This window comes from Nitrospira sp. (assembly GCA_030692565.1).
In the GTDB taxonomy this organism is placed as follows: Bacteria; Nitrospirota; Nitrospiria; order Nitrospirales; family Nitrospiraceae; genus Nitrospira_D.
Genome location: JAUYAO010000031.1, coordinates 1 through 16,946 on the forward strand (window position 1 = coordinate 1; position 16,946 = coordinate 16,946).

Annotated in this window: 17 protein-coding genes; 1 reads left to right on the plus strand and 16 read right to left on the minus strand. The window is 59.8% G+C overall.

Annotated features, from left to right (window positions below; translation table 11 throughout):
• Window positions 1-136: 136 nt before the first annotated feature.
• From Q8N04_07450 to Q8N04_07505, 12 genes are all read right to left on the minus strand, one after another.
• Window positions 137-1,417 (minus strand): MgtC/SapB family protein, encoded by a 1,281-nt coding sequence (locus Q8N04_07450; protein MDP3090493.1) that lies wholly within the window; start codon window positions 1,415-1,417, stop codon window positions 137-139.
• 314 nt (window positions 1,418-1,731) lie between these two features.
• On the minus strand, window positions 1,732-2,787 hold the full coding sequence (gene hypE, locus Q8N04_07455) for a hydrogenase expression/formation protein HypE (GenBank protein ID MDP3090494.1): 1,056 nt from the start codon (window positions 2,785-2,787) through the stop codon (window positions 1,732-1,734).
• Window positions 2,788-2,879: 92 nt separating this feature from the next.
• Window positions 2,880-3,992: a hydrogenase formation protein HypD gene (gene hypD, locus Q8N04_07460; GenBank protein ID MDP3090495.1), complete on the minus strand. Its 1,113-nt coding sequence runs from the start codon at window positions 3,990-3,992 to the stop codon at window positions 2,880-2,882.
• A gap of 26 nt (window positions 3,993-4,018) precedes the next feature.
• Window positions 4,019-4,303, minus strand: coding sequence for a HypC/HybG/HupF family hydrogenase formation chaperone (locus Q8N04_07465; protein MDP3090496.1), 285 nt, complete (start codon window positions 4,301-4,303; stop codon window positions 4,019-4,021).
• A 5-nt stretch (window positions 4,304-4,308) separates the two neighbouring features.
• The gene (gene hypF, locus Q8N04_07470) at window positions 4,309-6,642 is read right to left on the minus strand and encodes a carbamoyltransferase HypF (protein MDP3090497.1); all 2,334 of its coding nucleotides are present in this window, start codon (window positions 6,640-6,642) and stop codon (window positions 4,309-4,311) included.
• Window positions 6,639-6,974, minus strand: coding sequence for a hydrogenase maturation nickel metallochaperone HypA (locus Q8N04_07475; protein MDP3090498.1), 336 nt, complete (start codon window positions 6,972-6,974; stop codon window positions 6,639-6,641). The genes hypF and Q8N04_07475 overlap by 4 nt, the downstream gene beginning before the upstream one ends.
• Complete coding sequence (locus Q8N04_07480; protein MDP3090499.1) at window positions 6,974-7,447, minus strand: hydrogenase maturation protease; 474 nt, start codon at window positions 7,445-7,447, stop codon at window positions 6,974-6,976. Before Q8N04_07480 ends, Q8N04_07475 begins: the two co-directional genes overlap by 1 nt.
• A gap of 86 nt (window positions 7,448-7,533) precedes the next feature.
• The gene (locus tag Q8N04_07485; protein MDP3090500.1) at window positions 7,534-8,841 is read right to left on the minus strand and encodes a Ni/Fe hydrogenase subunit alpha; all 1,308 of its coding nucleotides are present in this window, start codon (window positions 8,839-8,841) and stop codon (window positions 7,534-7,536) included.
• 226 nt (window positions 8,842-9,067) lie between these two features.
• Window positions 9,068-9,463 carry a VOC family protein gene (locus tag Q8N04_07490; protein MDP3090501.1) on the minus strand — a complete coding sequence of 132 codons (396 nt, stop codon included), beginning with the start codon at window positions 9,461-9,463 and terminating at the stop codon, window positions 9,068-9,070.
• A 130-nt stretch (window positions 9,464-9,593) separates the two neighbouring features.
• On the minus strand, window positions 9,594-10,361 hold the full coding sequence (locus Q8N04_07495) for an alpha/beta hydrolase (protein ID MDP3090502.1): 768 nt from the start codon (window positions 10,359-10,361) through the stop codon (window positions 9,594-9,596).
• A gap of 296 nt (window positions 10,362-10,657) precedes the next feature.
• Window positions 10,658-11,575: a hypothetical protein gene (locus Q8N04_07500; protein MDP3090503.1), complete on the minus strand. Its 918-nt coding sequence runs from the start codon at window positions 11,573-11,575 to the stop codon at window positions 10,658-10,660.
• Window positions 11,576-11,605: 30 nt separating this feature from the next.
• On the minus strand, window positions 11,606-12,637 hold the full coding sequence (locus Q8N04_07505) for a nitroreductase family protein (GenBank protein ID MDP3090504.1): 1,032 nt from the start codon (window positions 12,635-12,637) through the stop codon (window positions 11,606-11,608).
• A 283-nt stretch (window positions 12,638-12,920) separates the two neighbouring features.
• Between Q8N04_07505 and Q8N04_07510 the strand changes: the two genes are divergently transcribed.
• Window positions 12,921-14,066 (plus strand): ISL3 family transposase, encoded by a 1,146-nt coding sequence (locus tag Q8N04_07510; GenBank protein MDP3090505.1) that lies wholly within the window; start codon window positions 12,921-12,923, stop codon window positions 14,064-14,066.
• 312 nt (window positions 14,067-14,378) lie between these two features.
• On the opposite strand, the gene Q8N04_07515 is transcribed toward Q8N04_07510, so the two are convergent.
• The 4 genes from Q8N04_07515 to Q8N04_07530 form a co-directional block, all read right to left on the minus strand.
• Complete coding sequence (locus tag Q8N04_07515; protein ID MDP3090506.1) at window positions 14,379-14,678, minus strand: hypothetical protein; 300 nt, start codon at window positions 14,676-14,678, stop codon at window positions 14,379-14,381.
• On the minus strand, window positions 14,659-14,943 hold the full coding sequence (locus Q8N04_07520; GenBank protein ID MDP3090507.1) for a BrnT family toxin: 285 nt from the start codon (window positions 14,941-14,943) through the stop codon (window positions 14,659-14,661). Before Q8N04_07520 ends, Q8N04_07515 begins: the two co-directional genes overlap by 20 nt.
• Window positions 14,944-15,209: 266 nt before the next feature.
• Entirely contained in the window at window positions 15,210-16,052 is an 843-nt protein-coding gene (locus Q8N04_07525) for a hypothetical protein (protein MDP3090508.1), read from the minus strand.
• Window positions 16,053-16,074: 22 nt separating this feature from the next.
• Window positions 16,075-16,944 (minus strand): FAD/NAD(P)-binding protein, encoded by an 870-nt coding sequence (locus Q8N04_07530; GenBank protein ID MDP3090509.1) that lies wholly within the window; start codon window positions 16,942-16,944, stop codon window positions 16,075-16,077.
• Window positions 16,945-16,946 lie beyond the last annotated feature (2 nt).

Here is a 16,946-nt window from a genome sequence, read left to right on the forward strand (position 1 = left end):
ACCAGCTCCTGCACGGACGGAGGGAGCAGTACCGGCTGATCGACGTCCCAGGATTTGAATGTTTTAGCCATGCCGCCTAGAAACCACAATGCCCGCTGCCTGTCCAGTCCAAAATGCACATTACTCGGACAGGCTCCTAGGGCATGAAAAATAGCGTCAAGACCCCTCCGGCTAAGGCCAGACCCAAGCCCAGGCCGACACGCGCACCTAAATCCCATCCGCCGAACCAGGCGGCAAGACCTGCTTTGACCATCGTGTTCGTCATCACCGCTGCCATGATGGCGCTCACGGCAGTCCCGGGGTCCAATCCATCCTGGTAAAACCGGACCACCGAGAGCGTGATGGCGTCCACATCCGTCGTTCCGGCCAGCACGCTGGAAGCGTACAGTCCCCTGTCTCCAAGCATGACCTGTGCACCTTTCGCCACGACAATGACCCCCGCATAGAAGAGGCCGAACTGCAAAGCGGTGCGCAGTTCAAGCGGATTCTGATAGGCCACAGGAGGAGCTTCCTGAGGAGTTCGCCGCGACTTCAGATAGAGTATCAGCGCCGTGCCATAGCCGCCGATCCCCATGACTCCCAGCGGCCACACTAGACGCGGGAGGAGTTCTGGACCGACGACTCCGATCACCGCGAGCATGCGGAGAAACATGGTACTCGATGCCAACAGCACGGCCACAGCAGCAAGTGCAACCACCGACGGCGCTTCCCGTGCTTTCATCGCCAGACTGACCGTGACGGCCGTGGAGGAGACCACGCCGCCTAAAATACCGGTTGCGAGAAGCCCATGCCGCGGACCGACCAACCGCATTGCGATGTACCCGAGAAAACTCATCCCTGCAATCAACACCACCATGAGCGCCACGTTGAAGGGATTCAGCACATTGAAAGGACCATATGTACGATTGGGCAACAGCGGTAAGACGACCAATGTGAGGACCACGAACTTAGCCGTTGCGTAGAGGTCGTCGTCCGAGATGCGCGCCACAGCCTGGTGCAGCGGTTCCTTGAACGACAGCAGGGCCATTACGGCGCCGGCGCTGGCGACAATCAGGAGGTAGCGCTGACCGACCGCCAGTGGAAGGTCCGGCGCAAGAGCGAGGACCCCGAGAAGAAAGGTGATCAGGCCCGCCACTTGCGTGGTAATTCCAGGATCTGCGCTCCGGCTCGACTCCTGATACTGTGACAGGGCCAAAAAGGCTCCGACAACAAGCATGGTACCCAGCAGGGGCCACATTCCCATGGTCTGAGCGAGGAATGCGGACAGGGCGCCCGCCAGCGCAATGAGAGGAAAAGTCCGAACGCCGCCTACGCCTGGCCCTTTTTCGCCGCTCCTGGACTGCTGCCGTTGCAACCCAATGAGCGCCCCTGCCCCCAGCGCGATCAGAAACCCCGAGAAGATCTCTTCAAAATCCATTCGTCTTACCACTCATGCGGCTACAATGCCTGAACATCCAGGGTGAGAAACTCGCCGTTCGTCTGCGGATGAAGGTCGCATCGGAACCTGTAGCTTCCCGGGCCCTCCATGGCAATCGTCGCACCATACCTCACCTTCCTCTTCCCGACTTGAACCGGTTACTGCGGTTTACGCCAACCCTTATAGAGCACAAATAATCCTACAAGCCCCACAATGACCGCTAACAATCCCAGAAGGCCTAATCCTTCCATGAAGTTCCCTTTCTCGGCATTGGCCGCTCTCCCCCTCACTCGCAGGCAATACGGTCGTGACGTCTAGCAAATGCGCGGCAACTGTTCGCCGGACAAGAGATCAAGAATACGATGCGTGCCTAATACGGTCCGCAGCACCACCAACGAGGGATGCTCCATCGTGACGGTGCCGATCTGAACCGCCTGCTGTGCGACTGCGTGCCGGCGCATGGCGGCCAACGCTGCCTCCGCATGCGCATCCGGCACGAAGGCGACGAACCGCCCTTCATTCGCAACATACAGGGGATCGAGGCCCAACAATTCACAGGCGCCGCGCACGGACTCTCGCACGGGAATGAGATGTTCCTCAATGGTCATGCCCACCTTCGCTCCGGCAGCGAGTTCATTCAGCGCACTCGCCAATCCTCCGCGCGTCAGATCGCGCAGGCAATGGACAGACGCTCCGCATTCCAGCAGATCACGCACAACCTGATGCAGCGGCGCCGAGTCGCTTTCGATCTCGCCGGTGAAGCGTAACCCTTCGCGCACGCTCATCACGGCCAAGCCATGTGCACCAAGGTCGCCGCTCAATAGAATTCGATCTCCGACTTTGACCTCTTGTGGGCCGATACGAACACCAGGGGGTACGACGCCAATTCCTGCGGTGTTGATAAAAATCCCGTCGCCTTTGCCACGATCCACCACCTTAGTATCTCCGGTCACGACCTGCACCCCCGCCCCTTCCGCCGCCTTCGCCATGGACTGCACCACTTTCCGGAGCATGTCCAGAGAGAGTCCCTCTTCCAGAATGAACCCCGCGCTGAGATACAGGGGCATCGCTCCGCACATGGCAAGGTCATTGACTGTGCCATGCACCGCCAGACTTCCGATGTTCCCGCCTGGGAAGAATAAGGGAGACACGACGTAGGAATCTGTGGTGAAGGCAAGGGTGCCTTCGGCCACCGGCCAGGTCGCGCCGTCATGCAGTTGCGCCAGCATCGGGTTGTCAAAAGCCCGGACGAATACGTCCCGGATCAACTCCTGCATGAGCCGCCCGCCCCCGCCATGCGCAAGCTGCACCGTCTTCTTCTCGAACGTCGGCAGCGGACACTCTGGCTCAAAGGATTTATTGTCACCCATGGATCTGGCCTCGTATCTCGTGAAGCGTATCTCGCAAACTTTCGGTCAAAGAATGTGACATCCGATATGTCGGACGAACGACGAGATACGCTTCACGCTTCACGTTTCACATGGCTTCGATATCGGTAATACGCGGCGCAGGCCCCCTCGCTCGACACCATCGGCGCACCGAGAGGCCGTTCCGGCGTGCAGCGCGTGGCGAAGGCCGGGCAGTCCGGCGGCTTGAGCAAGCCCTGCAACACCAGACCGCTCCGACAGTCGGGATCTTCTCTGCCCACCGAACCGGATTGAGCGAGCGCGTCACGAAATCGCACCGCCGCATCGAAGACGGCGTAGGCCGCGGTGAGTCTCAGGCCGCTCTGAGGAATGTCGCCGATGCCGCGCCAGGCCCGCAGCGTCGGTTCGAAGACTTCTCGCAAGGCCGCTTGCGCCGCCACGTTGCCCTCCCGGCGCACGGATCTAGTGTATTGGTTCTCGACGACCGCCCGTCCTTCTTCCAATTGGCGAACCAGCATCGCAATCCCTTCCAGGATGTCGATCGGCTCGAACCCCGTGACCACGATGGGCACGCGATAGCGTCGCGCCAGGTCTTCGTACTCTTCATAGCCCATGACCGTACAAACATGACCGGCCGCCAGAAATCCCTGCACGAGACAGCCGGGAGCGGACAGGATGGCTTCCATGGCCGGCGGCACGAGCACCTGGGCTGCGAGCAGACTGACGTTGGTGAGACCCAGGCGCCGCGCCTGGATCGCCGCCATCGCATAGGCCGGCGCGGTCGTCTCGAACCCCACCGCAAAACACACGACCTCGCGATCAGGGTTTGCGCGGGCTAACTCCAACGCATCCAGCGGCGAATACACGATACGAACGTCTCCCCCGGCAGCCTTGACGCCGAACAGATCCCCCTGTGAACCGGGCACGCGCAGCATGTCGCCGAACGAGCAGAAGATCACGCGCGGCAGCGACGCGAGTTGGAGCGCCTGATCGATTAAGCCGATCGGCGTGACACAGACGGGACAGCCCGGCCCATGCACCAGGGTGAGGTTCGGCGGCAACAGGGCATCAAGGCCGAACCGCACAATCGCATGGGTTTGCCCGCCGCAGACTTCCATGATCGTCCAGGGCTTGGTCACGGTTCGCTTGATCGCCTCGGCCAATGCCGCAGCGGTCGCACTCTCTCTGTATTCGTCGACGTACTTCATCGCTGCCTCGGCATGCGGCGAGTGGCTTAAGGCAACAGGCCAGATCTCTTGACCATGCCCAGTGCCCCTGGCCCCTGACCTCGTGCCTCTCCCCTATCGAGTTGGGCCATCAATTCAAGTGACCTTCTTGCCGCCTGCTCATCCAGTTTGCTGATGGCAAATCCCACATGCACGATCACATAGTCTCCGACGTCCGCTTCTGGCACGAGCGCAAGCGAGACCTCTTTCATGGTGCCGCCGAAGGATACCGTCGCGGTACGGAGTTGGTCATCCGTGATGCTGAGGACTTGCCCGGGAACCGCTAAGCACATTCCTATTACCTTCTGTTTGAAAAGTGAGCCGCCGCCACGACCGCCTGGCCAAGAGAGAGTCCCCCGTCGTTGGGCGGCACCAGGCGGTGGGTATAAATGGTAAACCCCGCTCGCTCCAACCGGCGCCGCGCAAGCCGAAGCAACAGGACATTCTGGAAGCATCCGCCGGTCAGCACCACACGCGGCAACGCAGCGTGCTCCGCAATCTGACCGATCAGATCCGCCAACGCAAGATGGAACCGATACGCGATCCGCTCGGAGCTGCTTCCTTCGCGCCTCTCCTGTATAAGCGACTCGATCAGCGGTCGCCAGTCTGCGACCCACACGGCCCCGTTGTCCTCGCCTCGTGTGACGGCGAACGGATAGCCTGTTTCCTCACCGGGAGAATTCTTTTCATACCGTTCCGCCGCGAACTCCAGAGCCATGGCCGCCTGCCCTTCAAAACTGGCTTCATCACACAAGCCAGCTATCGACGATACCGCATCGAAGAGTCTTCCCATGCTGGTGGTCCAGGGTGAGGCAAGCCCTCTTTGCAACAGGAGCAAGAGAGCGTCTGTTTTCCCTTTCACACATTGACGGGCAGCACACTCTTCAACGGCTCCCTTCTCTCCATAGGTCTCCCATAGGACCGAGAAGGCGCAGCGCCAGGGTTCGCGCATGGCCGTCTCTCCACCCGGCAGGCGGAATGGCCGAAGATGGCCGAGACGCCTGAAGCCTCGATACCCCGCGATCAGAAACTCGCCTCCCCAGATCGTGCCGTCGGAACCATAGCCCGCCCCGTCCCAGGCCACGCCCAGCACCTCGCCATCCAGTCCATGCTCGGCCATGCAGGAGGCCACATGAGCATGATGGTGCTGCACCCGAACGAGCGGGACCGCGTGACGCTCGGCGAATTCCTGCGCGAAGATTGTCGACCGATAGTCCGGGTGGAGATCGCAGGCTACGAGTTGGGGCTGTACGTCAAGCAGCCGTTGCAGATCGTCGACGGCGCGACGAAACGCCTCGAAGGCCTCCAGCGTAGACAGATCGCCAAGGTGCTGGCTCAGCATGACCTGATCGCCGGACGTCAGTGCAATCGTGTTCTTGAGGTGGCCCCCGACCGCGAGGATCGGGACCATCGCGCTTCCGTTCGTGAGGGAAGCATTCACTCTGATCGACCGAGGCACATAGCCTCTTGCTCGCCGGAGTATCAGCGTTTTGCCCTCCACCACACGCATCACTGAATCATCGACCGGCCGCGCGATCGCTCGATCGTGAACCAGGAACGCATCCGCAATTCCAGCAAGTCGAACCAACGCCTCTTGTTCATCGATCACAATCGGTTCGTCTGAGAGATTGCCGCTGGTGGCTACCACCGGACCTTGCAACTCGGTCATCAGCAGATGGTGGAGCGGACTGTACGGCACCATGGCGCCGACGAAGGGGTTGTCGGGCGACACCGATCTGGCCAACCCGGACGGTTCGTTCTGTCGCAGCAGCACAATCGGCGATTCGGGAGAGCGCAGCAATTCTTCTTCCTCCGGACTCAGACCGCATGATGTCTGCACAACGGAAATAGAGGGGAACAAGACCGCAAAGGGTTTATCCGGTCTCATTTTGCGCAGGCGCAGCCGTTGCACCGCTGATTCCGAGCAGGCATCCACCCAGAGCTGAAACCCGCCGACTCCCTTGACCGCGAGGATCCGTCCTGTCCGGATGATCTCGCAAGCCTGCTGCAACACGGCCTCCTCACGAGCCACCTCTTCTCCCCGAACATTCCACAACGCCAATCGAGGACCACACACCGGACAGGCGATCGGTTCGGCGTGGAAGCGACGATTCGTGTGATCCTCATATTCCGCCCGGCAACCTTGGCACAGTTGGAACCGGCTCATCGTGGTGTTGATACGGTCATAGGGAATGTCCGTGATGAGGCTGATGCGTGGGCCACATTGGGTGCAGGTGAGAAAGGGATAGCGGAAACGCCGATCCATCGGATCGCGCATCTCGCCCAGACAATCGGCACAGGTCGCAAGGTCCGGTGGCACCACCAAGCGCCGCGCGCCGGCACCTCCGCTGGCTCGAATCTCAAATACAGTCGCTCCCATCGGATTCGCGGGTCCTACGGTCAGCCGATCCACCTTCGCCGCCGCCGGCGCTTCTGTTTGCAGGCGAGCGAGAAAGGTCTCCAGCACAGCAACCGGCCCCTCAAGTTCCAGTACTGCCCCATGAGCGCTGTTCATCACCCATCCGGCCACTCCCAGTTCCTGCGCTACGCGGTAGGTGAACGGCCGGAATCCGACCCCCTGGACCGTTCCCTCCACGGTGATGCGCAGGCGAACAATGGTGTCCTGTTTCATTCCTCCACCACGACCTCGTGAAGCACCACTTCAGGGACTGGCTCCGCATCCAGGCTTGCCGACCCACAACGTGGGCAACATTGCAGCAGCTCATGCATCTCGCAGGAAGTCCCGCACAGCCGGCAGTGGCCGGTGACGGGAACCGGCAGAATCTCCAGCACGGCCCGCTCAGCAACCGTCCCCTGTGCGGCCGCAGCAAAGACCGACTGCAACGCCGCCGCATCGTGCTCGAAGAAATGAGACTGCGTACTGACTTTGAGCCTCACGACCGACGGTCTCGCAGAGGGAGCCTGGCGGAGCGCCTCCTCCACCATCTTGACCACCTGGGCCATCAGCTGCCACTCGTGCACGAAAGCCCCTCCAACTCATGTACGACTAGCTCGACAACCTGATCCAACGCTGCCGCAACCGCAGGAGACAGCGCATTGCCGGCCGTAGTGTCACCGACCTCCACACCGTAGACGATCACGCGGGGCGGAAGGAGCCCCAATGTACGGCCCAGCTCAATCGCGTCCACCGCATTAAGGACGTGCGTCGAATGAGGGAACAGGTCTGCCGAGATCGGCCCGGCGGACGCATTGAGACGATGGATCGTTCCCGCAAGCTGGCCGCTCCTTGCCGCATCGATCAGGAATACCGTTGACGCGTCTGCCATCAAGTCCAGCACATCGAGACCGGCCAGCTCCGCTTCAATCACGTCGGCGCGGTCCCCCACCAGGGCTTTCAATCGCCGCGCGGCTAGCAACCCCGCCGCATCATCCCCCCTGAACAGATTGCCGAGTCCGATGATGCGAATTGTAGCCATGGTTTGTCTCGTCTGTCTCGTCTGTCTCGTCTATTCGGTCTGTCTGGTTGATCTCGTTCTTTCCAACCAAATACACCAGACAAACCTCACCTCACCTGCTTCACGTCGAGCCTCAAAAAATGCGTCGCGCAGGAGATGCAAGGGTCATAGCACCGGATGACTTTTTCGCATCCCAAGGCCGCTTGCTCATTCGAGAGATCCAGCACACGAGGCAGATAGGCACGCAGGTCCTCTTCGATTCGACGCTGGTTCTGCGAAGTCGGTGGAACGATCTTGGCTTCGCGAATCAGGCCGTCGCCATCCACCCGATACCGATGATAAAGAATGCCTCTCGGCGCTTCGGTGCAAGCCATCCCGGTGCCGGCGCGCACGGTCACCGGGACCGACGGACTGGGTGGCGGCTCGTACCTGTCGATGATCCGCAGCGTCTCCTCGATCGCATACAGGATTTCGACGGAGCGGGCGACAATCGCGTGAAACGGATTCCGCAGAGGCAGAGACAGTCCCGTGTCCGCCAATACTTGCTTCCCCAGCGGCGACAGATGGTCGTGATTGAGGTTCACCCGCGCCATGGGCCCCACCAAATAACTGGCTCCGTTGAGTCTGCATTGGAGGGCTGTAGAATAGGGCGCCTGCTCTTCCCTGAAATGTTGCTCGAACTCCACTGCGGAAATCTTTACTCCGCCACTGGACAAGATCGATCCCTCATTGAAGGGATACTCATCGGGAGGACGGAGCGCGACGAAGGTATAGTCCTGTGCAAAATCAGGATAATCGAATCCCGCAACCCAGCGGACGGTCTCCACCGCTGCATCGCGTGCCCACAGAAATTCATCTTTCAGCCCCTCCAGTTCACGGCGCAGCGGCACGCGCGAAAACCCACCGACCTTCACCGAGACCGGATGCACGGAGCGGCCACCCAGCAGGGTCATCAAGGCATTGCCGGCTTTCTTCAATCGCAGCCCCCTGGTCACGATCTCCGGATGATCTTTGGCCATCGCGATCGCGCTGGCATAGCCGAGAAAGTCCGGCGCGTGGAGCATGTAGACGTGGAGCGTATGGCTCTCGATCCATTCGCCGCAGTAGATCATCCGCCGCAAATCCCGCAGCGCCCCCTCCACGGTCACACCGAAGATCTGCTCCAGCGCATGCACGGCGCTCATCTGGTAGGCCACGGGACAGATGCCGCAGATCCGCGCCACGATGTCCGGCACCTCGTCGTAATGCCGGCCTACCAAAAAGGCCTCGAAGAACCGCGGCGGCTCGAAGATTTTCAGCTCGACGTCCTGCACGACACCGTCCTTCACGGTGACACGGAGCGCGCCTTCACCCTCCACGCGCGCAATCGTGCCGACCGCGATGGTTCTGGTGTTGGTTTCTTTTGACTCACTCATGACTTACAGACTCATGCGGCAAATGAGGTTTGACCATAGACACTTCATACCTTGCGCTATTGTTACAGGTCTCCCGCTCAGCGACAGCGCCGCCTTCCCGCCGAGAAGAACAAATGGTCGTGTCGTGTGCAGCATGAGCAATCGTACTGCGCCCTAATGTTTAAGATAAGGGGCTGGCTGGAAGCGGGCGAAGCCCGCTGTAAGCCAATCCCGCTTGACCGCAGAGTTAGGTTTTGCAGAACTGCTTGAATTCAGCATTTGGTTCACGCTCGGAGTAAATATAGAGCATCACGCCATTGGGGTCTTGAATTGCGAAGCCGCGATCGCCCCACGGATGATCGTCGAGCGGCATAACAGGCTGGAGTCCCGCAGACGTAAGCAAGTTGCACTCGGCATCAACGTCGGCAACGGAAAAGTTGTAGGTCAGTCCTGCTGGATTGCATAACGGCTGCCCCGGCTGGGGAGCCATAAATTGCAGGGTGGAGGATTCCCTTCCGAACTGGAGGTTGACGTACCAGCCACAATCAAATGTGACTTTGGCCCCGAAGTGCTTCACGTAGAAGTCGCGGGACTCTTGAACCTTGACTGTTGTGATGCAGGCAGATATCGAGTTTGCAAACATGAGGCTGCTCCTGTGAAACCTAACGTTCAAGGCAACCGGACGCTGCGCGGCTTTATCGCGCAGCGTCCGTGTTGACTGCCGGGTTTGGCGTTGCCCAAGAACCGGAGATTGATCACGAGTGCCGAGGGCATTACTCGCTCGTATTGTCGACAATGTGTTTCTGCATGATCGTGCGAATGGTTGTTTGCTCGACGCTGATGACGAGGTGACCCCCTCTCTCGAAACGGACTAGCCTCGCACCCGGAATGGTGGACGCGGCAAATTTGGCGTTGTGGTAAACCTGCAGCGTGTCGTCTGTGGCATGGAAAATCAAGGTCGGGGTTCGTATCGCGGAAATCCGCTCATTCGGCATCACAGCCTTGTTATCGAAAGCAGCACCGGCGGATCGCGGCGACACCGGGTTCATGAAATCAACAATCTGGTCGACCAATTCCCGCTGCGCAGGCGCAAGACCGGCAATGACCGCGTCGTTTGCGCCCATCAGTTCCATCAATTGTCGTTTGAACAGCTTGGTGATGGCCCAGTAAAGCACGTCATGCTTGAAGATTGTCATCAGCATCTCGCCCTTCTGGTTCGCCTGCGCCTGGTCTCGTTCGGTTGAAGAGGCTACGCCGGCGGAGATGAGTGTCAGCGAGAAAACCTGTTCAGGGTGCAATACGGCGAAGAGGAGAGCTGAAGGGCCGCCGTGAGATAACGTGACGACCGCGACCTTCTTGATGCCCAACCGGTCGAGCAGATACGCGTAAGCATGCGCCTGGTCGTCAAATGTGGCGCCATCATGAAAGGTCGAGCGCAAATATCCAAAGCGCGACGGTGCAATCCAGTGGAATCGTTCACCCAGCACCGCACGCACCATGAGTTCGCCCTGATCGTAGCCGCCGCCGCTCCCATGAATCACCAGAACGGGGGGACCTGATCCACCTTCGGTGTATTCGATATCCCCATAGGGTGACGGAATGACCGTGCCCTTTGCACGGACCCGCTCATAGGCTCGATTCATATCCCATAGATATGCTGCTGAGGCCGAACCCAACACCGCGATTAACGCTAACGCGATCCGGCCTCGAGTCCCTCTAAACATCTTGCTCTCGTTCTTGGAATCGCCCAGCGGAGAAGTAACTGACACTGTGCAGCTTGATCGCGTAGCGTCCGGTGAAAGATGGGTTGGACGTACCTGCCGCACAAGCCAATGATTCACGGGCCAAGCTCATACCGCACATCAACGAGGTCTCCTTTCCAAACTATTTGCAATGTTCCGTCAACGTACCAGCCCACTTCGCCATACAAGGGAACGCGCATACCTGCTCGCTCTTGGTAGTCGCGAAAATATCCCTCCCATGGCACCTGCTTGTATTCGCCATTGAATCTACCGAAACGGCCGGGGCTGTAGATGCTGGTTACCTCCCCGGCTTCGTTGAATCGAAACTCCAACGACACAGTTGTGCCCTTGTCGGTTGCTGTGGCCATTGCCGAATGATCGTTGATCGGGCTCCATATGACTCCGGACTGGGGCAAAAGGGCAGTTGGGAACCAGACTGCCTCGGCTAAATACCTGTGTAATGCTCCCGAGTTAAGTTTTGGCGACCCGCTTTCTGAGGCGAGAGCAAAGGCCGACAAGAGGCTCACCCGGCCTGAACCGACGCCGGCGCTGTAGCTATCCAGAACGCGCACATGGGTGGCCAGGGGCATCTCGACCCTGGCGTTCCAAACAAAGCCGGTTGCAGACGGCACAACAAGCTGGTGTGCAGTGAAGGAAGACCAGTTTCCCGTCGTGGTGCTGGTTCGCAGCACACCCGACTGACGTATCGTCGCCGTTCTGATCGGTTTCTGTCCTTCCGTCAGCACATGCTTGAAATAGCGCGCAACCGGAGGCGGAAGTTCTGAAAGCGAATTGAATTCTACCGTGTCGGCAACTGGCCGGAGCACACTCTGAACAAGTTTTCCTACAAGCTCATCCGCCTTGGCGCTTTCATGCGCTTGCCCGATGAAAACTGCAATGAAAGCAGATATGGCTATGACGCCGCCCGCGATCAGTAGCCATTTGCCCATTGTCATTTTGTCATTCGCCCCTTTCTGCGCACACTCAACAACCACTGAATTCGATGTCGCCATGATTAGCCATCATCTTCTGGTACCGCGCAGCTAGTTCGCAACAATCACGTCGTCAATCGGGCGCCGCAGGCTGAATGGCGCCGCAGCGCCATGACCGAAGCGCACTATGAGTTGTGCGTGTTCCTCATCGACATTCAGCCATGACTCGAACTGCGGGCGCAGCGAACGCACTTCGATCGGCTGATTGATAAAGGCGGTACGGATATTCAGCGCGGTCGCTTGCAGTGCGAAGCGTTGGTATGAGCGTCCGGCTTCGACCCATGCGGCCTTGTCGTCGCGCTCCGATACGAAGACCGCCACACCGGCAGAGCTTCTGATGTTTTTGGCATCAGTCTCGGCTTGGCCTTTCGGCGTAAGCACCAGCCCGATGATCCGTTTCGCCAACCAGGTGGGCAAAGGCAGTTGGCCACTGGTGCGCCCGGACAGGCCATCGCCCATGCGCATTGCTTCACCGGGATTGAAGCGAATCCAGGAAACGAGTTCGTCGCGAAAGGCTCGATCAGTCAGTTGAGCGATATTTCCCCGACTGACATAGTCAATGACTTCGTCCTTCTGCGCCGCCGACAACAGCATGATGGTACGGACGTTCCGCCCTTCACCCGCTTTCTCCAGCATTTCGAGCTCCGGCGCCGCAAGTGGCGTACCGTCATAGGCCGTCTTAACGCATTGGCGTTTGGTTATTGCACGATAAAGATCCGTTGCATGAGCCGAGGCGTCACGGTTAAGAAGAACAATAACGCCGTCTTCTCCGGGGTCGAATCGCACGTCAGCCGAGAAACCCTGCGCGGCAGCAGCATGAACGAGATTTTCGGCTGCACAGCCCAGGCTCTTGAAGAGGTGACTGTCGTCTGGATCGACCACCGGGCAACGTCGTGAAAAGTCAGGCATAATGGTGATCGAGTCTTGCTGGATGCGAAACTTCCAAGGCTGAGTGTTGTGACTGGAGGACGCGAGCGTGGCGTGCCGAATCAGCTCTCTGGCAATTAGCGCCCCACCTGCCTGCTCAGTTCCCGGCCGCCGAATGTCACTTGCGATTCTGTCGTACTCATCGGTCGATGACATCGCGCTTTCTCCTACGGGACATCGGGGTCAATATTCCGTGATGCCTAACTATGTGGGTCTTCGCACATTCAAGTGGGTCATTCTGTGGTCCGATCCTGTGTGACAGCCTTGTCTGATGCGGCATTCCAGGCGTTCCCCACCGCTTGAAACTGGTGCAGGTCCTGGCGCAGAGTCGCCGCATGAAGAACCCCACGTCAATCCGCGCCCTGTTCTCGCTGCCAGGCTTCGTCGCCGCCTCCCGGCTCCTCGGCGTCTTTGGAGACCGCTACGCCAGGGTGCTGGTGTGACAGCGCCGAAAAAAACGGCGATCTGCTCGCAGTGTGGCCACCGGTGCCGCGGTCGCTACGACAAACGCACCTGCCGTGCCCGCGACCTCTCGGCCGGCGGGTTCCGTATCTACGTCCAGTTTGAGCGCTGGCGGGTCCACTGCCCGCGGTGCCGTGGCGTGTACGTAGAGCGCCTCGACTGGCTGGCGAAGCACCCGCGCTTCACCCAGCGCTTCGCGAGGCACGTGGGGGCACTCTGCCGCGAGAGGACCAACACGGCGGTGGCCAAGGCGGAGCGCCTCCACGACAGCACGGTCAAGGATCTCGACACGATCTACATGCAACAGCAGGTCGCCCGCGCCGGCCTGCCCGCGCCGCGGGCGATCGGCGTGGACGAGATCGCCATCCGGAAGGGGCACGACTCCCGCATCGTCGTCAGCGACCTCGACCGCAGGCGGCCAATCTGGGTCGGCGGCAAGGGCCGCACCGAGGCCGACATGAACCTCTTCTTTGCCGCGCTGGGCGCGAAAAAGACGGCGCACATCCAGCTCGTGGCGATGGACATGTGGAAGCCCTTTCGCACCTCACTCACGCGCCATGCGCCACAGGCACGCGTGATCTTCGACAAATTCCATATCGTGCGCCACCTCGGTGAGGCGCTCGACGCCGTCCGCCGCAGCGAGTACCGCCGCCTCGCCGCCAAGGACCGCGCCTTCATCAAGGGACCGCGCGATACGCTGCTCTCCCACCGTGAGCACCTCTCCCTCGACGGCCGCCGTTCCCTCGCCAAGCTGCTCAAAGCCAACAAGCGACTGAACACCGCCTCCCTGCTCAAGGAGTCTTTTGGCCAGCTCTGGGGCTACCAGACCGAGAGCGGGGCCCGCGCCTTCTTCACGCGTTGGACACAGAGCCTCAAGTGGCAGCGGCTCACGCCCTACGAGACGTTCGCGGCGATGATTGACCGCCACTGGGAGGGCATCGCCTCGTACTGTCACCCGGAGAACAAGGTCAGCCTCGGCCTCGTGGAGGGGCTCAACAACAAGATCCGTGTCCTCCAGCGCCGTGCCTATGGCTATCGAGACGAGGACTACCTCAAAAAACTCAAAATCGTCGCCGCCTTCCTGCCTCCGTTAACGCGGAGTGAGGAAAAGGACCCACTGTGATCCGCGAAGACCCAACTATGTATTATCCGGTTCCGGATAAGTCCCCTGGTCCGGCCCGCGTGCTGTATAAGCTCCCTGCGTCGTCCGGCAACGAAGCAGGAGGGCACATGGCGTAGTTTAATGTCATCCCACTATCCGGGCTGCGACCGCCTGACGTCATTTCCGATTCCTACAAGACGCCCGCGCTTTCTCATGGACGCACAGCGAACCGATCTGGCTGCGCAGGCGTCGTGCGCGGCATGGGCAACCATTCTGCGCCCTAGAAATTGAGGGTAAGCCACCGAATTTTCGGGGGTCGGCTCCACCCTCTTGTTAGGCTTTCTTCACCTTTGCTCTTCGCTTTTGGGGCAGCAGCGGAATTAAACAACGCAACGTCCTATTCACAGATTCCGAGTCTGGGAAATACGCTTGAATATCCGGTTCAAGAACAACGGCACCCTCTTTGGGCACGACTTCCTTAACAAGAGTGGTGCCATCCGCTTTATGGATCGTGATGGTATACCCAGCTTGCATGGCGTGATAGTGCTTGCCACGCGCTCCCCCCCTAAAATCATATTCGGTGCGCATATCATGGTCCTCCACCTGTACTATTTTAGTCAGTGACTTCTTCATAAAGTTTCCGTTCCGATGGGGTTGCCTTTCGGCAACTGACAATGCGTATGGTCGAGCCACGTTCGGTATAAACCACGAGCAGCACGCGGCCCTTGTCAGAACTTCCGATGTCTATATACCGTTGTTCATCCGCTGAGTGCTCAGGGTCATGAATGGTCATTGAAAAGGGATCGGTGAAAACGGTTGTGGCTTCATCGAAACCGACTCTGTGCTTTTTGAGATTGGCTTTAGCTTTCTCTTCGTCCCACTCAAAACTCAGTTTCATGACGGCTCCTTCGAACCATAGCGTCTTGCTATCGAGTCATTTACCCTACCTATGGTTTATCTGGTTCCGTATAAGATCCTCGTTCAGGCCTACGTGCAGTATAAGCCCCCCTGAGTCGTCCGGCAACGAAGCGGGGCACCTGCGTACGCATCGCACGTCACTCGTGAATCGTGAGTGAGACGGGCGGGACGGGCGCGACTCGCGCAGATACAACTTCGGACTCGTCCCGCTTTTCTCGCAGGCTCGCGAATCCCGCGAGATTCGCTTCACGTTTCGTCGCGTTCCCACGCCTGGCTCTCCTCGCGGAACGGTCTTACTGAGCCGTTGATGCCGCGGAATCGGCGCAATACCTCGACCGGAATGAGGTTGAGTCCCTGGTGAAACTCTTTGGCCAGCGAGGCCGTATTCGGAGGAAAGCCGGGTCCCTCATGCATCCCTTCGGCCGGGCCGAAACAGCCGTAGCAGTCCCGTCCCATGCTCGGACAAATCGCGCCGCACCCGGTGCGCGTCACCGGCCCGAGGCAGGGCATCCCCTTGGCGACCATCACGCAGACGTTCCCCCGGCGTTTGCACTCGATGCACACGCTGTGTGTCGGCAGCCTCGGTTGCACGCCGGCCAACAGATCGGTGAGCACCCGGAGCAATTGTGCTTTGTCGATGGGGCAGCCCCACAGTTCGAAGTCGACGCGCACATGTTCCGAGATCGCCGTCGAGGTGCTCAGGCTCTGGATGTACTGCGGGCTGGGATAGACCACTCGCTTGAAGGCGTCGACATCCGCCCAGTTGCGCAACGCTTGAATCCCGCCCGCCGTGGCGCAGGCGCCAATCGTGATCAACAGCGCGACTTGCTTCCGGACGGACAGAATCCGATGCGCATCCTCCGGCGTCGTGATGGACCCCTCCACCAAGGCGATGCCGTAAGGGCCCTCCCGCATGTCGCTGGAGGCTTCGGGAAAGTAGGCGATGTCCAAGACCTGCCCTAACGCGAGCAGATCATCCTCTAAATTCAAGATGCTAAGCTGACAGCCGTCGCAGGAGGCGAACTTGAAGACAGCAAGCGTGGGCCGCATGGGCGTCACGAGCGGGTTGACTCTTTTCTTGTCACTCATAGCGACGCAATCCCATCACCGATCACACACCCGTTCGTCCCAACCACGGCGCGACCCGATCGTAGCGCATCACCGGGCCGTCTTTGCACAGAAAGTACGGACCCATCTGACAATGGCCGCACAGGCCGATCCCACATTCCATGTGCCGCTCCAGCGAGACGTAGATCGCGGTCGCCGGAATCCCACGCTGCATCAAGATCGGCACACCCAAGCGCATCATGATCTCCGGTCCACACATCAGCACCATGGTGCGTGCCGGGTTCACCGCCACCTGCTCGAACAGCTCCGTCACCACACCGATGTGATAGCGCCACGTCTTGCCGGGCTGGTCGCTCGTCAACAATACCTCGGTATCAGGATGCCGCCGCCACGCATCGAACCGCTCCCGATAGAGCAGGTCGTGCGGCGTCTTGACCCCGTGCAGAATCTTCACGCTGCCATACTGGGTGCGCCGACGGAAGATATATTCAATGGCGCCGACGACCGGTGCGCAGCCCAGCCCGCCGGTCACGATCACCACGTCGTTGCCCTGCGCGCCGTCGAGCGGCCACCCCTGCCCGAACGGCCCGCGGATGCCCAACTCATCGCCCGGCTGCAATCGCGCGATGGCCTTGGTGACTCGTCCCACGACGCGGATGGTGTGGCCCAGAAACTCCGGCTCATCCGGATCCGACACGATCGAGATCGCCACCTCGCCGACCCCGAACAGATAGACCATATTGAACTGTCCGGCCGCGAATCGATAGGTTCGCCGCACCTGCTCATCGACGAAGCGCAATCGATAGGTGTCGATGTCCTCCGCCTCTCTGATCTTCTCCACAATGGTGGCCGGCTGGATCAGATAGGGGTTGGCTGCTGCCTGTACGCTATCCTCTGAGAAGGGCGTCATCATGA